This window comes from Polyangium sp. 15x6 (assembly GCF_029960785.1).
GTDB lineage: Bacteria > Myxococcota_A > Polyangia > Polyangiales > Polyangiaceae > Polyangium.
The window spans coordinates 54507-76008 of the sequence record NZ_JASBQE010000044.1 but is presented as its reverse complement, the minus strand read 5'-3'; the positions used below and the strand labels follow the sequence as shown (position 1 = coordinate 76008).

Sequence of the window (21502 nt, the reverse complement as noted above, 5' to 3'; positions counted from 1 at the left end):
TCAGCGAATGGTCACGACGAGCCGGTAGTCGAACTCCGCGGCCGTGGCAGGCGACGCGTATTGCGAGGCCCGCACCGCGAGATGATACGAGCCGCCCGCAAGCGACGCGGCGCCGGGATCGAGCGGCATGCTCCCCGAGCCGTCAAGCAGAGAGCAATACCCGCGACCGTCGTCGTCATCGTCCGCGAGCTCATTCCACGCGGCATCGAACAACGTGAGGCGGCTATCAACCTCGTCCGACTCGCAGGTCTCCAGGCCTCCCTCGATGACCTCGGCACGAATCGATTTCCCCGGAGGCACAGTCAACCTATACACATCGATATCGCCGGCCGCCTGATGCCCGCCGAGAATGAACACATCGGAGCCGGAGAGCACGTTCGCATTCATGGCGGTATCATTCGGTTCGCTTTCGCTGCCGCCGGACGACTGGACGTTCACCTCGAGCCTGTACTCGGTTACCGTCGAATCCGTGCCCGTCTCCTCGACCTGAACATAGAATGTCCCTGCCGGCAGGCTCGATACGAGCGCGCCGCACGATTGGATGCCGCTCGAATCGTCCATGGCGACCTCGACGCCTGCCGTATCGAGGAGGCGGATGGTCGTCGTATCGCTGGGGCAGTCGACGCCGCTCCCGTCGAACGCCTCGAAGCGCACGACCGAGGGCGCCGCGAGGACCATCTTGAAGACGTCCCGGTCCGCCACATTGCCGATCGAACCTGCGAGGACCTTGTCCCCGGTGATCAAGGCGGGCGTCGGATCGAGCGCGCGTGCATCCGCCTGCGCAAAGGTATTGTTGGGCTCGACGTCGGGCCCCTCGAGCTGGCAGATGGGGCTGCAACCGTCGCCGGCGACCGTGTTGCCGTCGTCGCAGGTCTCGCCATTGTCGATGGATACGTTTCCGCATACGGCCTTGTTGCGGCACGTGGAATCGCAGAGCATACCGCCGTCGCATTGCTCAAACCCCTCGACGACGCCATTGCCACAGAGGGACAGGAGCTCGACGGCGAGCTTGTACGGGTCGACGATGTTCGCATTTCCGCTCTCGACGCGGACGAAGTAGGTACCAGGTTGCAGGCGGCGCAAGGCCGGCGCAGAGAACGGCTCGAGCCACGAGCACGCGCCGAGGCCGCCGTCATCGTCCGTGGCGAGAATCGTGGCGCCGTCGGGAGCGACCAGCGTCGTCTTCGTATCGATGTCCGCGCAGCTCCCGGGCCCGAACGCATCGAACGTCTGCACGGAGAGGTCCCCGAGCCCCGGCAACGTAATGGCAAAATAGTCCACGTCGGACGAAGGTGATACAGCGCCCCGGAGCACCACGTTCGGCGCGTACGGGCCGCTCGCGAGAGCCGCGGTGTCGTTGGGTTCGTTCTCGGCGGGCAACTCTTGCTTGCACTGGGCGCTGCAGCCGTCACCACCGACGGTATTGCCGTCATCACACTCCTCTCCGGGCCCCTGCGCGCCGTCGCCGCATGCAGAGAGCTGGACGTCGATGGACAACGTGTAATCGAACGTCGCAGCGGGTTGTCCGGCCGATGCGGTGACCGAGACGACGTAGTCGCCTGCAGGGAGCACTGGCGTCGTCACGCGAGAGCAATACCCCGCGCCGGCATCGTCGTCGCTGGTCACGACGAACCCTAGGGGATCGAGGATCTGGACGTAGCTATCGAGTGATGAAGAGTCACACGTCGTCGCGAACCCGTCGATCGTCTCCGCCGTGATCGCTCCGCTCTTCCCCGACGGAATCGTGACCGCGAAAATATCCCTGTCGCCAGCAGGAGCGATTAAGCCCTTGAGCTTCCCCGCGAGTGCAAGCTGGCCGAAGGGGTTTGCCATTCCACTTTCGCCGTTCGGCTCCACCTCGCACCCAGCTTCGAGCTCACACGCGGCGCTGCAGCAATCCCCGGCCGTCACGTTTCCGTCGTCGCACGTCTCCGCGCCGGACGCGCGGACCCCATCGCCACAGGCGGATACGCAGACGCTCGGCTGGAGCGAACAGGTATACCCCGGCTCGACCACGCAAACCGCGCTGCAGCCGTCGGCGGAGACATTGCCGCCGTCATCACACCCCTCGGGAGGCACGAGGACCCCGTCGCCACACCCCGCGACACACGCGCTCGGCGAGCCGGCGCAAGTGTATCCGACCTCCACCTGGCACGTGGAGTCGCAGCCGTCCCCATTGCCATTGTTTCCGTCGTCGCAGCCTTCGCCGACGACGGCGTCCCAGGCCCCGTCGCCGCACGTGAAGATCGAGAGCGTGGCCGAGAGCGTGTAGTCGAAGGGCGCGGCCATCGATTGCTCGCTGGCCCTCACCTCGACGTAGTACGGGCCGGGCGACAGCGGACCCACGGAAAGCTTGGAGCAAAACGCCTCGCCCCCATCGTCGTCCGTCGCGAGCAGCGCCCCCTGCGCATCGAGGAAGGAGAGCTGGCTGTCGAGCGCCAGTGAGGAGCACGTCGTTGCATACCCGTCGAGCGTCTCCACCGTGACGACGCCCTTCGCGCCCGCGGGGACCACGAACTCGAACCAATCCTCGTCTCCGTTGCTGGAGACGAGACCCTTGACGGCTGTGCCACCCATGGCGAGCGTGGCATGGGAATTGGCGCTCGCGGCCTCATCGTTGGGCTCGATCTCGCAGGTGGCCTCGATCTGACACGTCGTCGAGCAGCAATCGCCAGGAACCATTGCGCCGTCGTCGCAGGTCTCCTCGCCGGACACGATTCCATCTCCGCATGGCCCCTCGCTGCCGCCGCTGCCGCCGCTGCCGCCGATGCCGCCGGCGCCGTTGCCGCCGGTGCTGTTGCCGCCGGCGCCTCCTGCTCCCCCGGCATCCCCGCCCTGGCCCCCGGCGCCAGCGCTACCTCCACCGTCTCCGCCTGTCGCCTGGCCGCCGATTCCGCCGGGAGCTGGGCCCCCGTCCTCACATCCCGTCAATGCAGTGCCAAGCGTAACGACAAATGCCAAGACCAGGCCGCTCGCCCAATTGGACCGCATCGATGCCTCCCGTCCGAACTACATTTGTGACGAGCCTGCCCGTTCGAGGGGCCGAGCTCACAGACAAATGGCGTGCAATGGCAAGGATGGTCGCAGTCGCCCGGCGAGATGGGTATCCGCAATTCATCGGATGCAGGAAACTAGCTGCGCGAGCGACGAGTCGTGGGGCTCTTCACCCATCGTCGACCGAGTCACGGGGGATCGGGAGGGTCGGCGCCCGCATGCACGATATCTTCCGGATGTCTATACGCAGAATTGCGTATCTGGACCACTCTCAGGAACACGTCATCTGGCGCCCGGTTTTGTGAGTGACTCGAAATTTTGGCCCCCCCCGTCACGTTGCTGCAAGCTTGGGGCGCGAGCATGAGCACGGCCATTGGCGAAGACACCAGCCCGCCCACCATCAAGCTCCCGACGGATGACGTGCAGTCGGTCGACCTCCGTCCCGGCAAGACGTTTGCCGGTCGGTTCGAACTCATCTCCAAGCTGGGTGAGGGAGCCTTCGGGCAGGTCTGGAAGGCGATAAATACGAAGCTTCACCTGAAGGTCGCGATTAAGATCCCGAGAACAAAGGCACCAGATGATCTCGAGCGATTCCGCCGGGAAGCGCAGGCGCTCTGCCTGATCGACAGCGAGTACGTCCTCCGGTGCTTCGAGTATGGCGACGAGCTGGTTCCCTTCCTGGTGATGGAGCTCCTGACGGGGGAGAGCCTCGCGAAGCGGCTCGAGCGCGAGGGGCCCATGCCGATGCCGACGGTGAAGTCGATCTGCAGACAGCTATGCAAAGGGCTGCATGCGACCCATGCGGCGGGCGTCATTCACCGTGACCTGAAGCCGGGGAACATCTACTGCATCGAGGGCAAGGTCAAGATCGTCGATTTCGGGTTGATGAAGCTCGTCGAGCCGATGGTAGATCCCGGGACTGAGATCATCGTCAGCGAGCACGACGAGCTGACCCAAGAGAACATGGCGATGGGCACGGTGAGCTACATGAGCCCAGAGCAATGGCACCATTCCAATCGCGTCGATTTCAGGAGTGATCTCTGGTCCCTCGCGGCTGTGCTTTATCGGCTTCTCACGGGGAAGTCGCCGTTCGCAGGAGCGGCGCACGTCGACGTCGCACGGCTCGTTCTGCTCTCCACCGATGGACCGCCGCCCATATCGCATCTTCCAAGCGAGGTAAACGCATTCTTTCGTATCGCGTTTCAGAGAGATCCGAAGATGCGGTTTCAGTCGGCTGCCGAGTTTGGCGCGGCCTTCGACGCTTTCCCGGATGGTTCGAGTGTTTCGCCGCCAGCTCCGGCGCGACCCGTTTCCAAGCGGAGTATTTGGGCCGGCGGAGCAGCGGTTTCCCTCGTCATCGCGGGAGTCTTCGTCACCGCCAGCGCACGCCCGGACGTCATCACGCCGATGTGCGATCCACGAAAGGGTGACTGCGATGGGGCCATGCTCAACGGGTGCGAGACGGATCTCACGCGCGTCGAGAGCTGCGGCGCTTGTGGGGTACGATGCATCAACGAGCACGGCTCAACCAGCTGCGTGGGTGGTTTCTGTGCGCCCGTATGCGCTGAAGGTTTCGCCGATTGCGACGGGGAACGAGCGAACGGTTGCGAGGCCGATCTCGGAGCTCCCGCGAACTGCGGTAAATGCGGCAACGCATGTACGAACCAGCACGGTGACATCGCATGCGTTGCTGGCCAGTGTGCACCCACGTGCCAGCCAGGTTTCATGGATTGTGATGGCAATTTGACCATTGGTTGTGAGACGGACGTCGTTTCCAGCGCTCTTCATTGCGGCATCTGCGGACGCGGGTGCAACACGATTGCGGGCGACAGCTCGACCTGCCAGGAGGGGATCTGCAAGGCTAACTGCGATCCCGGGCGTCACGATTGCAACGGCGATCCCGCCGATGGGTGCGAGGTCGACGCGCAGGCGCAGCCGGAGGCCCTGGAAGGCGGGCGGTGCAAGCCGGTCGTCCTCGGGAGGTACGAGCCTGGCGCACTCAGTGTCGCCGTGGACGACGACGTGGATGGCATCGTGGCATGGACGGTTCCCAGGCAGGGAAAAGCTTGGCGCATGCGCAAAGACGGTGGCGTCGCAGCGCCGATGTCCGTGGGCGGAGCACCGACACGCATCGCGTTCGACACCGGCCGCTGGTACTGGACGGACACGTCATCCAAGAGCTTGGTCACGATCGACTCCGTCACGGCCACGCGAAAATCGCTGGTGCAATGGCTCCACCCCGAGCAACAGATTGCGGGGCTTGCATCCTCGGAAGGCGGCGCCTTCTTCCTCTTCCAGAACGCGACCACCGGGAAGGGAACACTTTTCAGCGCGCGTAAAGAGCTTGGGAAGAAGCCGCTGCTCGAGTACGACAGCGCCGACCCGAACCCCTTCGGCTTTGCGACCGGGCGTCGGGGCATTTACTTCGTGCGAACGGAGAAAGGCGGCAGCATCTGGGGCTGGTCCTATAAGGAGCGAGGTGAAGCCTGGCTCGTCGCCGAGAACCAGGAGAGGCCGTTTGCCGTGGCCGTGGACCCTCGCGAGGAGGTCGTGGTCTGGTCGCGTGAAAAGGATGGATCTGGGACCATATCGATCGCGCGACGAGACGGTCCGATCGAGATCCTTGCGGCGAACGAGCCTGGGCCACGCTGTGTCGCCGTCGACGAGGCGTGGGTGTACTGGACGAACGACGGCGGAATGGTCAAGAAGGCACGCCTCGATGGGAAGCAGGAGCCCGTGCTGCTCGCGTCCGCCCAGGAGCGTCCGATGGGGATCGCGCTCGACGCGACCCGCGTGTACTGGGTGAACGAGGCGTCAGGCGAAGTCGTATCGGTTGCCAAATGAGCCAAATGGGAGGTTTCGGAGACTAATGATTCGGATGAGGATGTTTCAGCGCGCCTCGATGGTTGCCATGTTCGTCGCCGGCATCGGCACCGTGGCGAGCGCAGACCAGACGAACGAACTCATTTACGAGATTAACGAATCCGACACGCTCTACGTGGTGGCAACGCAATATTACGGGGATCCGGCTGCTTTCAGACTGATCTTCAGGAGCAATGAGACCATTTTACGGGAAGCGTACGACAAATATGCGCGTGATGCCAGAAAGCTTGGTGAGCCTATCAAGCCGTTCGGTAGCGGCACGCTCTGGCCGAAGACCAGGATCGTGCTGCCCCGAGCGCTCGCCACGCCCGCGGGAGTCCTGTACGAGAGGCGGAATTTGCCCCTCCGGCGCGACGTCGCGGAGATGATCGCGCGCAAGAAGCGGGTGGACCTGGACGACCTGGAGCAGATCGCAACCAACGTGCGCCCACGCGGGCTCAAACCTCCGCAGACAGTCGCACCGCTCACGGGTTACGCCCAGGTATCCTCCGCGAGCAGCGCGGTGACGAGGGAGACGCCGCCGAAGTGGTACGAGCAACCGGAGAACGAATTGCATCGTTGTGCCGTCTCAGTGTGCGGCAAGTTCCAGTCGCTTTGTTTTTACGAGTGCCTCGGGGTCGCGAAGAGGTTCCTCGACGGAGGCGCGTCCTGCAGCCGTATCCCGGCGACCTTGCCGTACGACCAGCCTGAGGCCTCGGCGCGTGATTGCAGCGCGATGCTGGAGTAAGGTCATGAAAAACAAGACGATGAGAGGGACACTTGGAGGATGCTTCGGGTTCGCCCTGGTCCTCGAGATGGTGGCCTCGGTCCCCGCGCCCGCTGCCGAACCGGACACGTCGGCTGTTCCCTCGGCGAACTCCAAGGCCTACCAGTCGGAAACAGCGGAATCCAAGCCAAGCCAGGCCGTGATGGACGGGAACATCGTCCCGGATTGCAACGGCGGGACGACGCAGACTCCCTACTGGCTGACCAGGATTCTTTACCATGGTGCCTTCTGCGTGCACGCGCCGAGGAACGCGCCACTCCGGGTCGATTACGGCACGACCCTCGTTGGGTACGAGGATCAGCAGAACGGCAAGCTCAGCGAGCATCAGGCGTATTATTCGCTCTCCCGGATCGTTGTTCCGCCTGGTCAGCGTCGCGTGATCTGGGCAGTATGCGGAGGGGCCGGGATGTCGCTGCCGGACGGCACCCGGGTCGTTCCAACCGTCCGGATGGACGCTGCAAGAGTGGCCAAGATCGCCTTGTTGGTTCGCGGCCTCGAGGACGAAGAGGGCGAATACAATCGCTCACTCGCCGTTCTCCGGGGAACGAAGGAGCAGGCCATCAGGGATTTCATGGAGCCGCGCCTGGACAACATCCGGGAGAGCATAGATACCCAGACGGGGCCGCTCCGAGCTGCGCTTCTCCAAGAGAACCATACGAGCCTTCGGGGAGCTGGTTTTCGTGTAGCCCCGACCTGGAGCGAGGATCAGTGACGGGGCTCGTGGACCTGCACAAATTCGGGTCCTCGCCCCGGTTCCCTGGGTGACTTCGACAGGGCTCCTCGCCATCCCCGGATCATCGTAGTGCGCCCCTCCTGCACCAATCCTGGAGACCGTCACGCGCATCGCCGAATGGCGCGCCAACCCCGAGGTGCTCGGCGTGGTCCAGGTCGGATCGAAGATCCTCGCCTCGTTCGATCTCGCCCAACCTAACTGTGCGTGTCCCCATCGGGGTTCGAGCCCACGTACGATGGCCCGCACGTCGGTGGCGCGCCGCTCCAGCACGGCTCCCTGCGCTCCGTCGGAACGGCCTCGGCGGCACTTTCAGATATTCTTCACAGGTGGTGCACCGTTGAGCCGTTAAGCAGCTAACTCCGCACGGCTCGGGTCGATGGAAGCCACGGTCGCGTCCGTCCCCACCCCACCAATTTTGGCCTCGGGCACGTTACTCCCAGCGCCCTTTTCCCATGTGCCGTCCATGTGCCGCGACCCTGCACCACACCACGGACTCACCCGGCACGAGGCGTGGCGCCGCGGAACGAACTTTCCTGAGCGATCTCCGGCACTTCGAGGACCAAGTCCGCGTCTCGCAAGGACTTTCCGGATCCCGCATCCCAGGGTTCGATTCCCGGCGCCCCGGCGACCTTGGCGAGGGGAAGCGGGACGACCTGAGCGAGCACGACGCGCTTCACCCTGAGCTTGGCGACCTCGGCACAGAGGGCGTCCCAGGGAAACTCGGTATAGATGTCGATCGTGCTCTGCTTTTTGTGCGGGTTGTGCATGCAGAGCTCGAGCAGGTCCTTGCGTGCCCTGTCTGTGCGGGCGAGCGAGATCATCGTCCGGCGCAGGTCATAAGCGCGACGATGCCGGAGGCCGAGCGTCTCGAGGTCGAGGCACATGCGTCTTTATACTGGCGCGAACCACTTGCCGCTCCGCTGATAACATACGAACCCATACGTATCGGCGAGGGAAAGGGCATCGTCGTCGAACCCCCCGGCACTGACGATGATCACCTCGTCGGGCTTCCAGGGTGCACGCGCATTGTGGCGGACATCCTGAACTGCGCCACTCAGCTTCTCGATATCGGCGCGCTTCACGCTTGTCTTGCGATTCTTGCATTCTACCCATGCGTGGGTCGTGGCGCGCTTCTTTCCGAGGATCGCGAGCACGAACGCGGCAATACTCAGCATGAGGATTCCTGAGCCAGCCGCTCTGGGCCAGATAGTGGATACGGTGCCCTCGACTGCGCCGGTTACCAGCGCCAGCTCATCCGGTAGAAGGTAGGCTGCGACGGCCAGAATGAACAGGAGCCCCCCGATGATGTGCAGCGCATACCAGAGCCGGCTGAAGCGCTCCCCGTGCACGTCAACCTCATAAGGTCGCTTGGCCACTTCTCCGTTGATCAGCTCACGCTGGGTGGCAGCCGTGTAATGGAGCATGGAGACCATCCACGCGGCGAACTCCCGCTCGAGTGCCTCCCCCTTCGCTCCGGGCATGGCGTTCTCCCCTGGCCGGGACACCCCCTCGTGAAGGTTGGGTAGGTGCCGATGTGATCGTCAAGCGTATCGCGCTTCGAGACCGACCGAGGCCGCTCAGCGGTCGCATGGCGCGCTCCTGGGGCAATGATGGGGGGCGTACCCAGGTGATCGCAAAGGAAGGGCGAGCCCGTCACCGCAAGCAAGCCAAGGACCCACCCCAGCTGCAAGGCCGGGCACACGTCCCAATCCCTGCGTACGCCCTTGTCGAGAAGACTCCCGTGCCAAATCTCTGCCAAATCTCGTGTCCAGACCTGTCCTCTCCTGGCCACTTACAACCCGCGAGAATCCTTGCGGAAACAGCGTATTTCGTAGGGCGAGCCGAACGCCCTGGAAGGGGATTCCTAACCCGAACGTCGCAGGTCCAGTTCCTGCCGGGGTGCAAATGATTCCGCTGAGTTAGCGCTTCCTACCGCGCTGCCCCGCCGAACCCTCGGAACCCGTTGCCCCACTGTTGCTCAGCGGGATGGGTTGGGTCGAACCAGAACAGGCCCGCCGCGGCCAGCGCCGCGATGACACCGTCACGCCAGTCGCCTGAGTTGCTCCCATAGACCGCAACATCATGCGTCGATGGGATCTCCATGCGCAGCCGTCTCCCTCCGACGTCCGGACGCGGCAAACCCTCTGATCCCACCAGGAACGGCCCGCGTGACGAAACACGAAGGGCTTTCCAGGACGTAACGGTGTGCGCTAGCCTGCACTCACCATGTTTCTCGCCCCCACCCTCGCCGACGAGCTGAAGCGCGATCACGCGCGGCTCGTCGAGTCCGGCTCCCTCCCCTCCGAGGCCGACCTCCGGCGCTACTACGACACCTTCGCAGCGAAGTTCGGCCCCGCGGCGCTGCGCCGGCTCGACGGCGTAGAGCTCCTCGAAACGCTGCACGCGCACGGGAACAAGGACAGCCTGGTCTACTGGCTCGAGTTCAAGAACGACCCGGAGCTGCCGGCGATCTTCGGGAGCATCGCCGGGGGGAGTGCGCTCAAGTTCGGCCTGTACAAGCGCAAGGAGACGGGCCGGTGGATGACGGGGAGCCCGGTGCAGCAGGAGGAGCTCTCGCTGGAGGACGCGATTTCGATGGCGCGCTCGCACCGCGACCAGTTCGTCGCGGCGGCGGCGGTGCTGGATCGATTCCGTGCGAGCGGCGGAGACGATTACGAGGCACTCCAGAAGGAGATCGAGCGCGCAGCGCCCGACATCGCCGAGACTGCGTGGGGGCACAAGTACCTGAGTCTTCTGTACCCGGATCTCCTCGATGATTATCACGCCCCGCAGTATCAGCGATTTCACCTGATCAAGTTGCTCCAAAAGCCTCCGCTCACGGAGGGTCGGTATGTCGCGGCCGGCGCTTTCATCCCGATGGCACGGGAACTCGGGATGCCGGTGAACCATCTGTCGCGTCTGCTGAACGAGCGGCACGGCTCGCTGCACTGGTACTACCGGGTGGGAACGTCGTCGGGCAACGAGCGTCGGGACGAATGGCCGGCGATGCGCCACGGGAATTTCGTGGCCATCGGCTGGCCGAGGCTCAAGGATCTCTCGGCCATCGAGCACAACCAGGCCGGAAAAGAGCGCGTGAAGGCGCTCATGGCGAAGCACTACTCGAATGACCCGAGAGCGCTGGGGCGATCGGCCAATCAAATCTTCAAGTTCGTCACCACGATGAACGTGGGAGACCTCGTGCTCGCGGCCGACGGAGAGACGGTTCTCGGGATCGGTCGAATCAAGGGGGATTATCAGTACACGCCGGGGGTCGAGTTCTGCCATCGGCGTCCCGTCGAATGGCTGTCCATCGATGAGTGGAAGATGCCCGAGCGGGATGGGCTCATGACGACGGTCCACCTGCTGACGAAGCCCGCGGTGCTCATCGAGGCGGAGCGCCGGATCCCCAAAAACCGAATCATTCGGGTCGATGGCGACGCCGGCGACGACAGGCCCCTGACCGCGCCCCCGCGCCCGCTCGACGAGATGCCCGCACGTATCGAGGAGGTTCTCCTGCGCAAGGGCCAGGTCATCCTCTACGGCCCTCCGGGCACGGGAAAAACCTACTGGGCGCTCCGCACCGCGAATGAGCTCGCCGCCCGCGCGTGGTTCGGCAGATCCCACACCGACCTGACCGACGAGCAAAGAGAAACGCTGAAATCCGCCGTCATGACGTGCACGTTCCACCCCGCGTACGGCTACGAGGACTTCCTCGAAGGATTTCGCCCGGTCGAACGCGCCGGCACGCTCGGCTTCGAGCGCCGCGACGGGGTGTTCAAGCGGCTCTGTGACGACGCGCGTCGGCATCGGAAACCCGTGTATCTCGTCATCGACGAAATCAACCGCGGCGACATCCCGCGCATCTTCGGCGAGTTGCTCACGCTGCTGGAAAAGAGCAAGCGTGGCACGGAGTGTACGTTGCCCCTCTCGGGCCAGCGGTTCTCCGTACCGGAGAACGTCTTCGTCATCGGGACGATGAACACCGCGGACCGCTCGATCGCCCTGCTCGATGCGGCCCTGCGCCGGCGATTCGGGTTCATCGAGCTCATGCCGGACGGCAACGCGCTCGGGGACGCGGTCGTCAAAGGTCTCCCGCTCGGGCCCTGGCTGATGGAGCTCAACAAGCGGATCCTCCAGCACGTGAAGCGGGATGCGCGCAATCTACAGGTCGGCCACACCTATTTCATGCACGGGAGCGGGCCGCTCACGGACGTTCGGCGTCTGGTGCAGGTCGTGCGGGAAGACCTGCTACCGCTGCTCGAGGAGTATTGCTACGAGGATTACGAGGCGCTCGAGAAGATTCTGGGCGGGAGCCTGGTGAAGCGCGAACAGCGAGGTATCGAGGAGGAGCTGTTCAAGCCGGGGCGGGAGGATGATCTCGTCGATGCCCTGCTGCTCCCGACGCCGGATCTGAAAGCGACGGGCGTGGCCACGCGCTCCGATGCCGAATCGAACACCACCGAGGAGGACGAGGGCGACGATCCGCCCGGTGAAACGCCGTGAGCGATTCGATTGTGATCCACCTCCGGGAATGGCAGCGCCGATCCCCGGGCCAATCCCCCGGCGATCCACTCGAAGGTCTCCGCCTCGCGAACGCGGCCGATCGCGCGCTCGCCGCGCGCCTCACGAGCGAGGGCGTGCTCGTCGTGCGCGAGCTCGCGCGCGGCCTCGAAATCGAGACGACGTCGTACGTCGGCAAGCTCCGCCTCGGCGCGTTGACGGTCACCATCGCGCCGAAGCTCGGCCGCGAGCCCTTCGCACGGCTGTTTCGCCATGCATACCGCCTGCGCGAGCTCCGGACCATGCCCACGGCTCCGTTCTCGGCCGGCGGCAGCCTCTTCGAGGACCTCTTGCCTTCGCAGCTCCTCGCGGAGGCGGGAGAGCTCCTCGCCCGTGGGCTCGACCGGCGTTACGTGGCCGTCGAAGAGTCGCTCTCGAGTCCGCGAGGGCGCATCGACATGAGCCGAATCGCGCGGGAGGGCGGCGTGCTGCGCGGGAGCTTGCCTTGCAGGCACCACCTGCGCCTCGCGGATTGCCTGCTGAACCAGGTGCTCCTCGGCGGACTTCACCTCGCGGCGGGGATGGCGCTCGATCGTGCATTGAAGATCGAATTGCGGCGGCTCGCCGACGCGCTCGCCGTGTCGGTCCGAAAACGCCCCCTGCACCGGCAGCTCGTCACGCAGGCCGAGCAGGGCCTCGATCGAATGGCGGCGGCGTACGCGCCGGCCCTCACGCTCATCGGGCTGCTGCTGGACGGCGAGGCGCCGGCCCTGGAGGATTCGGACGAACCCTTCGTGCTGCCGGGATTCTTGCTGGACATGAACCGATTCTTCCAGCGGCTCCTGGAGCGGTTTCTCGAAGACAACCTCGAGGGCTGCGGGGTCATGAAAGAGCAGGCGCTGAAGGATCTCATGCGGTACGCGCCGGGGGAAAACCCGAGACGGCGGCGCGCACCGCGGCCGAGGCCCGATTTCGCGGTGAGGACGCCGGACGGAAAGAGCCTTCTGCTCGACGCGAAATATCGTGACCTGTGGGAGCGGGAGCTGCCGCGCGACATGCTGTATCAGCTCGCGATGTATGCGCTGAGCCAGCCGCGGGGCGGCGTGGCGACGATCCTGTATCCGACGGCAGCGAACGAGGCGCGGCCGGCGCGGATCGAGCTCGGGGATCCGCTCGACGGCTGGGGGCGGGCGTCGATCGTGCTCCAGCCGGTCCATCTCGAAGAGCTCGATCGGGTGATCGCCGGGGGACGGGAAACGGCGCGGGAGCGAGGGGAGATGGCGCGAAGGATGGTATTCGGCAGGGCCGAGCAGCAGCACGAGCGGGAGATGCAGCTGCCTCTTCCATAGCGGATCTCAATCTCCCGCTACGCCTCCGCCCCCGGACAGTCGTACGTCGCTGATAGCTTCCCAGCGGACACCTTGGACCTCGGTTTCTCCACGAACGAATCCCAAGATTCCGGTTGCACACCCGGCGGTCGTCGACATGCTCCCGGCGGACGTCGACATGCTTCCGGCGGTCGTCGTCATGCTCCCGGGTGCTTGTCGACATGCTCCCAGCGAACGTGGACACGCTCCTGGCGGACGTCGACATGCTCCCGACGGTCGTCGACATGCTCCCGGCGGTCATCGTCATGCTCCCGGGTGCTTGTCGACATGCTCCCGGGTGCTTGTCGACATGCTCCCGACGGTCGTCGACATGCTCCCGGCGGTCGTCGTCATGCTCCCGGGTGCTTGTCGACATGCTCCCGGCGGTCGTCGTCATGCTCCCGGGTGCTTGTCGACATGCTCCCGGCGGTCGTCGACATGCTCCCGGCGGTCGTCATCATGCTCCTGGGTGCTTGTCGACATGCTCCCGGCGAACGTGGACATGCTCCTGGCGGACGTCGACATGCTCCCAGCGAACGTGGACACGCTCCTGGCGGACGTCGACATGCTCCCGGCGGACGTCGATGTTTTTTTCTTGTCGTCCCGGTCGATCGCGACCTCGACCTTGTCGTCATCGGCGTACCAGACATCGACGTGAATCGTGGACCGGGCTGCCTCGCGATGCTCCCCTTGGCGTGCGGGTTTCGCTGCATTGCCGTCGCCACGGGTCGAACCTGCGTCGGCGATGAGCAGGGGAACCTGTGGATCGCGACGACACAGGGAAGGCCGCGCGGGGGGACTGCCCCTCGATCCCGACGCCTTCTTCGCCACCTCTCGCGAGGACGATTGCACGAGATGGCGGCGGAAGCGCTCCGTCCCAGCGCCGGCGCGGCCCAGTGCTTGTCGTCGCAGAAGCTGCTACCAGGTGCTGCCGCCCCAAGGACGAGGGATGATTTGGGTGTCCCTCTCGGACGCGTCATGACACTCGACGAGCTCATCTCCAAGATCAACGAGACCCTCAACGACACCGCAGCGACTTCGGTACAGCGGCATGACGTAGGCGGGGTCGAACGGGTCGTGATAACGAGGAAACTCGGCCGTTCGAGCATGACCTCACCTCCAGGTTCGTGAAAATAGAGGACAAAACCCGGTGGTGAAATCGGAGCCCAAATCGTCGGGAGTGGCAAACAGGAAAACGACGTCCAGGGCGTCAGGACGATTCACGCCTCGGACAGCGCCTCGGCGAGGGCCCGGCGGAGCCTCGGTTCCATGACGTTCGTGATGCGAGAAGCGACGTCGAGCGCACGCCCGGTCACCCGTGGCGAGATCGAGCACCCGGTAGACCTGCCCCATGGCGCCGGCTTCGGCCTTTGCGTCGAGGCGAAAGCGCTGTACGAGGGTTTGCCCGACTCTCATTCCGGACGGCATGGCAGGCAGACAGGGGAACGACCCGCCATCTTCGCCATCAAAGCATACCGCCTCGGACTGCGGATCACCTATCTTGGGTGCGCCCCTCGCGTCATTGGGTCGACATGCCTCCGTAGTGCGACACGCTACCCAGCACCGCAATCCCTGCAACCGCCCGTTCAGGACACGTTCTTACGATGCGTGGCAAGGGCGCGCGGTGATCACGGCCTCCCGCGTCGTGCCACGACCCTTCGTCCCGCCTTCGCGGGCGCATTGGTTCCCGTCCAACCCGCTGCCCAAGATGAAAGAGTTCGACCTCCATCACACGCAGCTCGTGGTCCCGCAAGGCGACGTGCTCGTTCACGCGGGATACCTGTGCGGGTTCGGGGATCTCGACGAGCTCGCCCCGAGGGGATCGATGTCCTGATCATTCACTGGCCCCCGTTCGGAATCGGTGATTCATGGCGCTGGCGGTTATCAGAATTCCCATGCGGAGGTAGCCGTGGCGCTTCGGCTCGTGCACGCGTACGAGGGCGTGAACATCAGCTCCAGACCTTCATGGCACTCCGGCGGAGCCGAGGTATCTCATGACGTAGATGAAGCAACCGGACGTCCCCCCAAACTTTGAAGAAGAGTCCCGTCGACTCTGGAGCGATTACCATGCGGCGCGCGATGCAGGCTTTGCCGGCTACGACTTCGAGGCGGTGAGCTCGAAGCTCCGATCGCTGCGCCGGAAGGCCTCGAACGGCGGATTTGCTGTGATTGCTCAGCAGCTCCGCGATCTCGCAAATTACGTCTCGCTCGCGAAGAAAAAGCAGCAGACGCCCGAGCAGCGTTTGCGCTCGTACTGGCCGGCGCTCGTTCCGTCGGTGATCGAGGCGGCGCTCCGTCAAGCCGAGGAGGCGTTGAAGGAGCGCTCCGTCCCGAAACTTCGCCGCGCCATATCCGCCTTGCGCTGCACCGAAGAGCCCGAATACCTCGCTGAGATCGCCGAGGAGGGGCTCGCCGAGGAATTCGCGCCTCATATCCCCGGCGCGGTGGAGGACGAAGGCATGCTCGTCCTCTCCGCCGAGCACGAAGCGCTCATCGAGCGGGGGCGGGTCATGCTCGGTCGGCTGCACGCTGCCGTCGGCGGACGACGCGCCTAGCTGCGAGCCTCAACCGAGGGTCGACGGAGATCCGACTGCCGCTTGCGCTGCCCGTGCACCCCGTCAGCCAAGCGCCATGGTTCGACGGGTAGCCCGCCGAGCTCGGCCTGTCGCGTCCTACGCGTTCCAGCGCGGAACACGCACGACTCCATCGGCCGCTGGATAATCCGTGGGATCAGGGCAGCCGCGCCCCATGGCCGCCGCGTGGAGATCCCGAGCGACGCGTTCGATCAGGTCCCTCAATTCGAGCTGCGAGAGCCACTGCATCGGCAGCGCTGACGCGCCGAACATGACGCCGACGAGGTTGCCGGTGATGCTCCCCGTGCTGTCGCTGTCGCCGCCATGCGCGACGGCTCGCCACAAGGTCTGCGCCACGTCGCGCGCGGTCGCCTGGAGTGCGCATGCAATGGCGATCGCGAGCGCCTCTTCCCCGACCCAGCCCCCTCCGAGCTGCTCGATGGCAGAAGGAGACAGGGCGCCTCCCGCCGCGAGCGCTCGCGCGCGAGCCAGCGCCGCCGCGACCTCTTGGTGCTCACGCTCGCGTATCAAGAGCGCATCGACCAGGCCCATGGCCTCTTCGAGCGTCGCGCCCTGCGCGATATCGTGCACCAGCGCCGCCAGATACGCGGCAGACAGATAACCACTGGGGTGCCCGTGCGTGAGCACAGCGGCGTCTCGCGCGGCGACGAATGCATCCTCACGGGTGCGCGCCGCGAGCCCGAAGGGGGCCGCGCGCATCACGGCGCCACATCCCTTGCTGCCGTTCGGAGGGTCGTCGATGGTCGCGATGGAGGGGCGCGTGAAGCTCGACGAGAGAGCGCTCAGGCACGTCTGTCCGGGTGCGCGGCGCGCGTAAAGGCGCGGATCCGCGAGGAGCAATCCTTCGCCGCTGCGGTGTCGTACGCGATCACGCGGCGCCATTTCTTGCGTGACGTACCACCGCTGGTAGGCGCCCAATGCGAAAGGCACGATCGCGCCGCTGCCGGCGCTCCGCGCGCGCAGGAGGGCTTCGGCGGAGAAGAGGGTCATTTGCGTGTCATCCGAGACGCGTACCTCCGACGCGTAGGAGAGGTCCGGAGGCGCCGTGGCGCCGAACCGCTCGATGATCTGCTTCTCGGATCGGACGAACTCGATCGGATATCCCAGCGCATCGCCCAGCGCTCCGCCGAGCAAGCAGCCCAGAAAGAGGTCCTCGCTCGGCGACGCTTCCCGTGTGCTCATGCGACCCTCCATGGAATCCTTCGTCCTTGTACCACGTGCAGCGTCGCGACGAAACGAACCGCACGGCGCTCCGTCATCCGCGAGGCCCGATCGCCTTTTGCGCCTGTTCCTTGAATCGGCGTGCCTGCGGATGGTCGGGGACCATCGAAAGAAGGCGGTCGCAGAGGACGATGACCTGCCAATGGTCGCGCTGGTAGGTGGCAACGACCTCTATCTGACGGAGGAGCAGCTCGGGGCTGTCTCCGCCGACACGCCTCGCCTTTCGATACCATGCGAGGGCTCGGGTGTAGCCCCGCCGCTCACCGAAAAAACTCTCGGCGATCTCCATGAAAAAAAAGCGCGAAAACGCTCGTCGACCTCGGCGCGGTAGCCGTGTTCGGCCGCCCCGTCTCGGGAGATGTCCGCCACGAGCCCGAGGGCATGCGTGCAGAGCTGTCGTTGACGATCGAGCTGCGGCACGTCCTCGAAGATCGATTCCAGCTCGGTCAGCCATCGCCTCGCATCGTCGGGATCGAGCGCCAAGGCTCGTTGAAGGAGGTCCCTTGCCTCCCGATGCCCGACGTGGGGAGCCATTCGAATGCACAACTCGGCGAGCTCTCGCCGATAGGGGCGCTCGAGAACACGCCACTGGCCAGGGTCTCCGATGAACGCCGTGGAGCGCACCTCGAGGGCCTTCCGGTATTCGCGGAGGGCTTTGCGCAGGTCGAAATCGGCCTCGTGGATCTCGCCGAGCTCTCGGTAGGGAGCTTCCTGGCTTCGTGGGTCGATTTCAATGGCCTTCCGAAAATACGCCCGCGCTTGCCCGACGTCGCCACGACGCCTCGAAATTCGCCCGAGCTCGGCCCAAGCCCCGACCGACCCCGGTCTGTGGTGCATCGAGGGGATGTACCCCGGGTTGATGGGCCAGTTGTTGTCGGGACATCGCTTCGGAGCGAGCTTCAGAAACTGGTGGAAGTGGTTCTCCGCGTCCTCGGGTCGCGTGGCCCGGTGGATCATCCCGAGGAAGAAATGACAGGCTGCGATGTCCAAGCGGCATGCTCGTTCGTCCGATGCGAGCAGTGCCTCGAGCAGGATCTCGAACAAACCGCTCGCCGTATCGAGCTTGTACTGAACCCAGGCGACCTCGGCGACCTCGCCGAAGGTGGCGAGCAGGGAAGGCTCGATTCGCAAAGCAGGAACGAGCGCTCGGGCGTGGACGCCAGCTGCCTGGATACGACGCGCGACGGTCGTCTTGCTCGTGGTGAAATGGTGGGTCGGCCATTGGTTCGTGAACGTGTGGTTCGGCAAGTCGAACAAACTCGCGGCTTGCCATAGTTGCTCGAACGGCTCGGGCCCGAACCGCCGGCGCAGGGTCTGCTGGACGCGCAGGGCGAGGCCCTCCAGGGAAGGCAGGGCACACGCGTCGTCGCCGAGGGGCGGGAGCTCGAGGGCGAGGAATACGCCGAGCTCCGCAGGCCAATCCGGGCTCTGGTCGAGCTCGTCGAGGCAGGCCTCGGGCTGCGCGGAGTCCCCAAAGGCGCGAAGGAACGCAAGGGGGTTCATCGCGTGTTCACGTCCGTTGTACCTCGGGGGCGACTTCGGACGGAACCTCTCTCGGATATCGATTCACGACACCGCCCCTGCTGCGGGAGTTCGCCCTGGTCTTGGATCACCGCGAGCCCGCATCCTCATAGCGCCGCGACCACAGCCCGGTGCACTCCGGGATGCGGCGCCACGCTCGCTCCCTGACCAGCGCGCCGAATGCCTCTCCAAAGAAGAAACCAGTGACGTCGGCGGCCTGATCGACGCTGTCGAACAGGTAGTCCGTCCGCAGGTGACCACGCACGAGCCCGAGTTCGTTCTCGAGCCAATCATAATACTCGGCCAGCGCTGGATTGGGCGGCTCCGGCACCTCGCGCCCCGTGCCCAGGGTCTCGATGATGATCAGTGCCCCACCTGGACGTAGGGCGCGCCGCATCTCCGAAATCGCGCGGCCGATGCTCTCCCGCCAGTCTTGGGGCATCCAGTAGCGGAAGTGTCCAAAAACCCAGCCTGCGATGGCCGCGGAAGCCCAGCCTGACTCTACCGGGAGGCTCTGCGCGTCCCCGAGCTCGAGGCGGCAGCCGTCCCCGTGCGCGCCGAGGTGCTTGCGCGCCACCTCCAACATGGCCGGAGATTTCTCGAAACCCACCACCCGCGCGCCCGCCCCGACCAGGAGCCGAGTGATGCGGCCGGTCCCCACGCCCACTTCGAGGATACTCTCCCCCTGGAGGGGCGTTACGGCCTGAATCGCCGGAAGCAGGTGCGCGTCCACGTCCTCGGCGTTGACAAGCTCGTCGTAGCGGTCTGCGTGTTTAGCGTAAATTTCCAGGAAATCCATAGGGCTGACTCGACCGAAGATTCGTCGATGACGACCGCTTTCGCAATTCATTTCGGGTCGGCACGCCGGCACCGAGCGTGGCGTCGTGATCCTGCGCCGACAGGATCGTCGTTGTAGGGTCGAGGCCGCCGTGATAGGTCTTCGACCCGTGCGTGAGAGCGGCCCTATCGCCGATGTGATCGCCCTTCCGGCGTCGGCCGCCGCTGCCATTGCGTGGCGCGCCGCAGGGCAGCTCCAGCTCACCGTCATCGCCAAGGCCACGTTCGCCTTCGTGCCCGACGCCGATATGCAGCGCGCCGATCCGCAGCCCATCCTGCGGGCCGAGGTCCATCACGGCAACAACCCGAGCCGCAGCGTTCGGTTCACCACGGACGTGGCGCCGTATCTGGGCCGCGCCGATGTGCTTTTCACGGGCCACGCCCACGCGCCCCCGGAGCGCGCCGCGCAGCCTTTGCCATTGCGCCTCGCGGTCTTCGACGGCACGAGGTTCCTGATCGACAAACGGCTCGTGGCCCATGAAAAGGCGGGCTTTCAGCGCATGCCCGTCGTCTACGAGCGCGCGTGGAGCGGCGCGCTGGGGGAGGAAAATCCGCTCGGGATCGCGCAGGGCGCCGGCGAGGCGAGCATCACCGATCCGGGCGCGCCGCTTCGCCCTGCCGGCTTCGGCCCGATCGCGCGTGCCTGGCCCGCGCGCAAGCGGCTCCTGGGAGCCACGCCGCGCAAGGCGCTCGAGGGCGCGATCGCGGAGATCCCCGATGGCTTCGACTGGTCGTATTTCCAGGCGGCGCCCCCGGATCAGCGCATGACGTTCCTGCGCGGCGATGAGTGGATCGTGCTCGAAGGGCTCTCGCCCGCGCGGCCGCGCCTCGCCACGCGCTTGCCGGGGGCGCGCGGCGTCGTGAGGATTTTTGGTCTCTCCCCGTTCGGCGTGCCCGAGGGACATCCGCTCGATCTCGTGGCCGACACGCTCCGCATCGACGGTGACGAGCAGCGATGCACGCTCGTGTGCCGGCGCAGCTTCCCCGTCGCGAGCGAGGCGGCGCTCGCGGCCGCGCGCCTCGTCGCAGGCATCGAGGTCGCGGGGGAGACGCTCGTGTGGCCCGATCCGCGACGGCTGGAGCAGGCCGCGGCTCCCGCATCCCTCGTGACATCGCTCCGCGTCGATGGCGACGACGCCGCGACGGTGGTCATCGGCAAGGGCGCGGAGACCGTGGTGCTCGCGGGCGACGAAGGAGCGTCGGCGACGCGGCCGATCCTGCCATTTGCGCGAGCTTCGAGTCACGACGCGCCCGCGGCGCAGACCGCCGCCGCGGCCTCGACGTTCGTGCTGCCGCCCGATGACGGTGTCGTCACGGCGTCGCCGCTTCCCTTCGCGGATCCGGGCACGCAGGGCGCGCCGCGCGTAGGGCCCGCTGCGCCGATCGCGGGCGCTCCGTGGTCCGGTCAGAGCGCGCCGCGCATCGTGGCGCCCGCCTTCGACGCCGGTACGATGATGCTCGCCCCGGAGTCCGAAGAGATCGCGCCGATCGTCCCGCCCGAGCCGGAGCCTTTCGTCACTCCCGCACCTCCGCCCACGCCGGCGCCTCCGGCCTTGATGGCACCCATCGTTTTACCCGAGGCAGAGCCCCCTGCGGCACCGGCGCCTCTCGCGGCCACTGCACGAGCGACCCCGCCTTCACCGCACGACCGGATCGACCTCGAGCGCTGCGCCGCGATCTCGGCGGAGCTCGCCGAGCGGGCGGCGTCGCGCGCCGAGATCCTCGCCGGGCACGGGCTCACGGAGGAGAGCTGGCGCGCCGCGGAGCAACGCTGGAACGACGCAGTGGATCAGGAAGTCAAGCGCGGGGTGAAGGCGCTGCGCGATCGCTTCGACGCGGCGTACATCGCTGCGTGGGAGGCCATCCGTGGCCCGCTCGACGTAAAAACCTACGCGACCCTCGTCGTCGCCGATGAGCGCGGCAGCCTTTCCGCGGCGCTCGATGCGCTCCGGATCCGGCGCACCGTGTGGACACGCGTGAAACGGCGGTGGGAAAAGCGGATGGTCGATCCGGCGCTCGCCGCGCAGGTCGAAGAAGAGATCGTCCGGGTCCGGTCCGCGTGAAACGACATCTCGAAGTTTACGCT

Annotated in this window: 15 protein-coding genes; 9 read left to right on the top strand and 6 right to left on the bottom strand. The window is 65.7% G+C overall.

Annotated elements, in window-relative coordinates; genetic code table 11:
* On the bottom strand, positions 1 to 2991 hold the full coding sequence (locus QHF83_RS28750) for a DUF4215 domain-containing protein (protein ID WP_282421166.1): 2991 nt from the start codon (positions 2989 to 2991) through the stop codon (positions 1 to 3).
* 363 nt (positions 2992 to 3354) lie between these two features.
* On the opposite strand from QHF83_RS28750, the gene QHF83_RS28745 reads away from it, so the two are divergent.
* From QHF83_RS28745 to QHF83_RS28735, 3 genes are read left to right on the top strand one after another with little or no spacing between them, the layout of a single operon-like run.
* Positions 3355 to 5838 carry a serine/threonine-protein kinase gene (locus QHF83_RS28745; RefSeq protein WP_282421165.1) on the top strand — a complete coding sequence of 828 codons (2484 nt, stop codon included), beginning with the start codon at positions 3355 to 3357 and terminating at the stop codon, positions 5836 to 5838.
* A gap of 40 nt (positions 5839 to 5878) precedes the next feature.
* Positions 5879 to 6604 carry a hypothetical protein gene (locus tag QHF83_RS28740; protein WP_282421164.1) on the top strand — a complete coding sequence of 242 codons (726 nt, stop codon included), beginning with the start codon at positions 5879 to 5881 and terminating at the stop codon, positions 6602 to 6604.
* Between the two features lie 4 nt (positions 6605 to 6608).
* Complete coding sequence (locus QHF83_RS28735) at positions 6609 to 7355, top strand: hypothetical protein (protein WP_282421163.1); 747 nt, start codon at positions 6609 to 6611, stop codon at positions 7353 to 7355.
* Between the two features lie 515 nt (positions 7356 to 7870).
* On the opposite strand, the gene QHF83_RS28730 is transcribed toward QHF83_RS28735, so the two are convergent.
* Both QHF83_RS28730 and QHF83_RS28725 read right to left on the bottom strand, forming a co-directional pair.
* Positions 7871 to 8260 (bottom strand): hypothetical protein, encoded by a 390-nt coding sequence (locus tag QHF83_RS28730; protein ID WP_282421162.1) that lies wholly within the window; start codon positions 8258 to 8260, stop codon positions 7871 to 7873.
* A gap of 6 nt (positions 8261 to 8266) precedes the next feature.
* Positions 8267 to 8857: a hypothetical protein gene (locus QHF83_RS28725; RefSeq protein ID WP_282421161.1), complete on the bottom strand. Its 591-nt coding sequence runs from the start codon at positions 8855 to 8857 to the stop codon at positions 8267 to 8269.
* 745 nt (positions 8858 to 9602) lie between these two features.
* Between QHF83_RS28725 and QHF83_RS28720 the strand changes: the two genes are divergently transcribed.
* The 5 genes from QHF83_RS28720 to QHF83_RS28700 all read left to right on the top strand — a co-directional run bounded on the left by QHF83_RS28720 (position 9603) and on the right by QHF83_RS28700 (position 15798).
* Entirely contained in the window at positions 9603 to 11879 is a 2277-nt protein-coding gene (locus QHF83_RS28720) for an AAA family ATPase (RefSeq protein ID WP_282421160.1), read from the top strand.
* Positions 11876 to 13225 (top strand): hypothetical protein, encoded by a 1350-nt coding sequence (locus tag QHF83_RS28715; protein ID WP_282421159.1) that lies wholly within the window; start codon positions 11876 to 11878, stop codon positions 13223 to 13225. Before QHF83_RS28720 ends, QHF83_RS28715 begins: the two co-directional genes overlap by 4 nt.
* A 499-nt stretch (positions 13226 to 13724) precedes the next feature.
* A complete protein-coding gene (locus tag QHF83_RS28710) occupies positions 13725 to 13901 on the top strand; it encodes a hypothetical protein (RefSeq protein WP_282421158.1) in 177 nt (58 codons plus the stop codon).
* Positions 13902 to 14867: 966 nt separating this feature from the next.
* Complete coding sequence (locus QHF83_RS28705; protein ID WP_282421157.1) at positions 14868 to 15077, top strand: hypothetical protein; 210 nt, start codon at positions 14868 to 14870, stop codon at positions 15075 to 15077.
* A gap of 169 nt (positions 15078 to 15246) precedes the next feature.
* A complete protein-coding gene (locus QHF83_RS28700) occupies positions 15247 to 15798 on the top strand; it encodes a hypothetical protein (protein ID WP_282421156.1) in 552 nt (183 codons plus the stop codon).
* Between the two features lie 117 nt (positions 15799 to 15915).
* Here the strand turns inward: QHF83_RS28700 and QHF83_RS28695 are convergent, their stop codons facing one another.
* The 3 genes from QHF83_RS28695 to QHF83_RS28685 all read right to left on the bottom strand — a co-directional run bounded on the left by QHF83_RS28695 (position 15916) and on the right by QHF83_RS28685 (position 19378).
* Positions 15916 to 17019, bottom strand: coding sequence for an ADP-ribosylglycohydrolase family protein (locus QHF83_RS28695; protein WP_282421155.1), 1104 nt, complete (start codon positions 17017 to 17019; stop codon positions 15916 to 15918).
* Positions 17020 to 17229: 210 nt separating this feature from the next.
* Positions 17230 to 18561 (bottom strand): tetratricopeptide repeat protein, encoded by a 1332-nt coding sequence (locus tag QHF83_RS28690; RefSeq protein ID WP_282421154.1) that lies wholly within the window; start codon positions 18559 to 18561, stop codon positions 17230 to 17232.
* Between the two features lie 106 nt (positions 18562 to 18667).
* Positions 18668 to 19378, bottom strand: a complete 711-nt coding sequence (locus QHF83_RS28685) for a class I SAM-dependent methyltransferase (RefSeq protein WP_282421153.1) — start codon at positions 19376 to 19378, stop codon at positions 18668 to 18670.
* A 148-nt stretch (positions 19379 to 19526) separates the two neighbouring features.
* Here QHF83_RS28685 and QHF83_RS28680 point away from each other — a divergent pair, with 148 nt between their 5' ends.
* A complete protein-coding gene (locus tag QHF83_RS28680) occupies positions 19527 to 21479 on the top strand; it encodes a DUF2169 domain-containing protein (protein WP_282421152.1) in 1953 nt (650 codons plus the stop codon).
* Positions 21480 to 21502 lie beyond the last annotated feature (23 nt).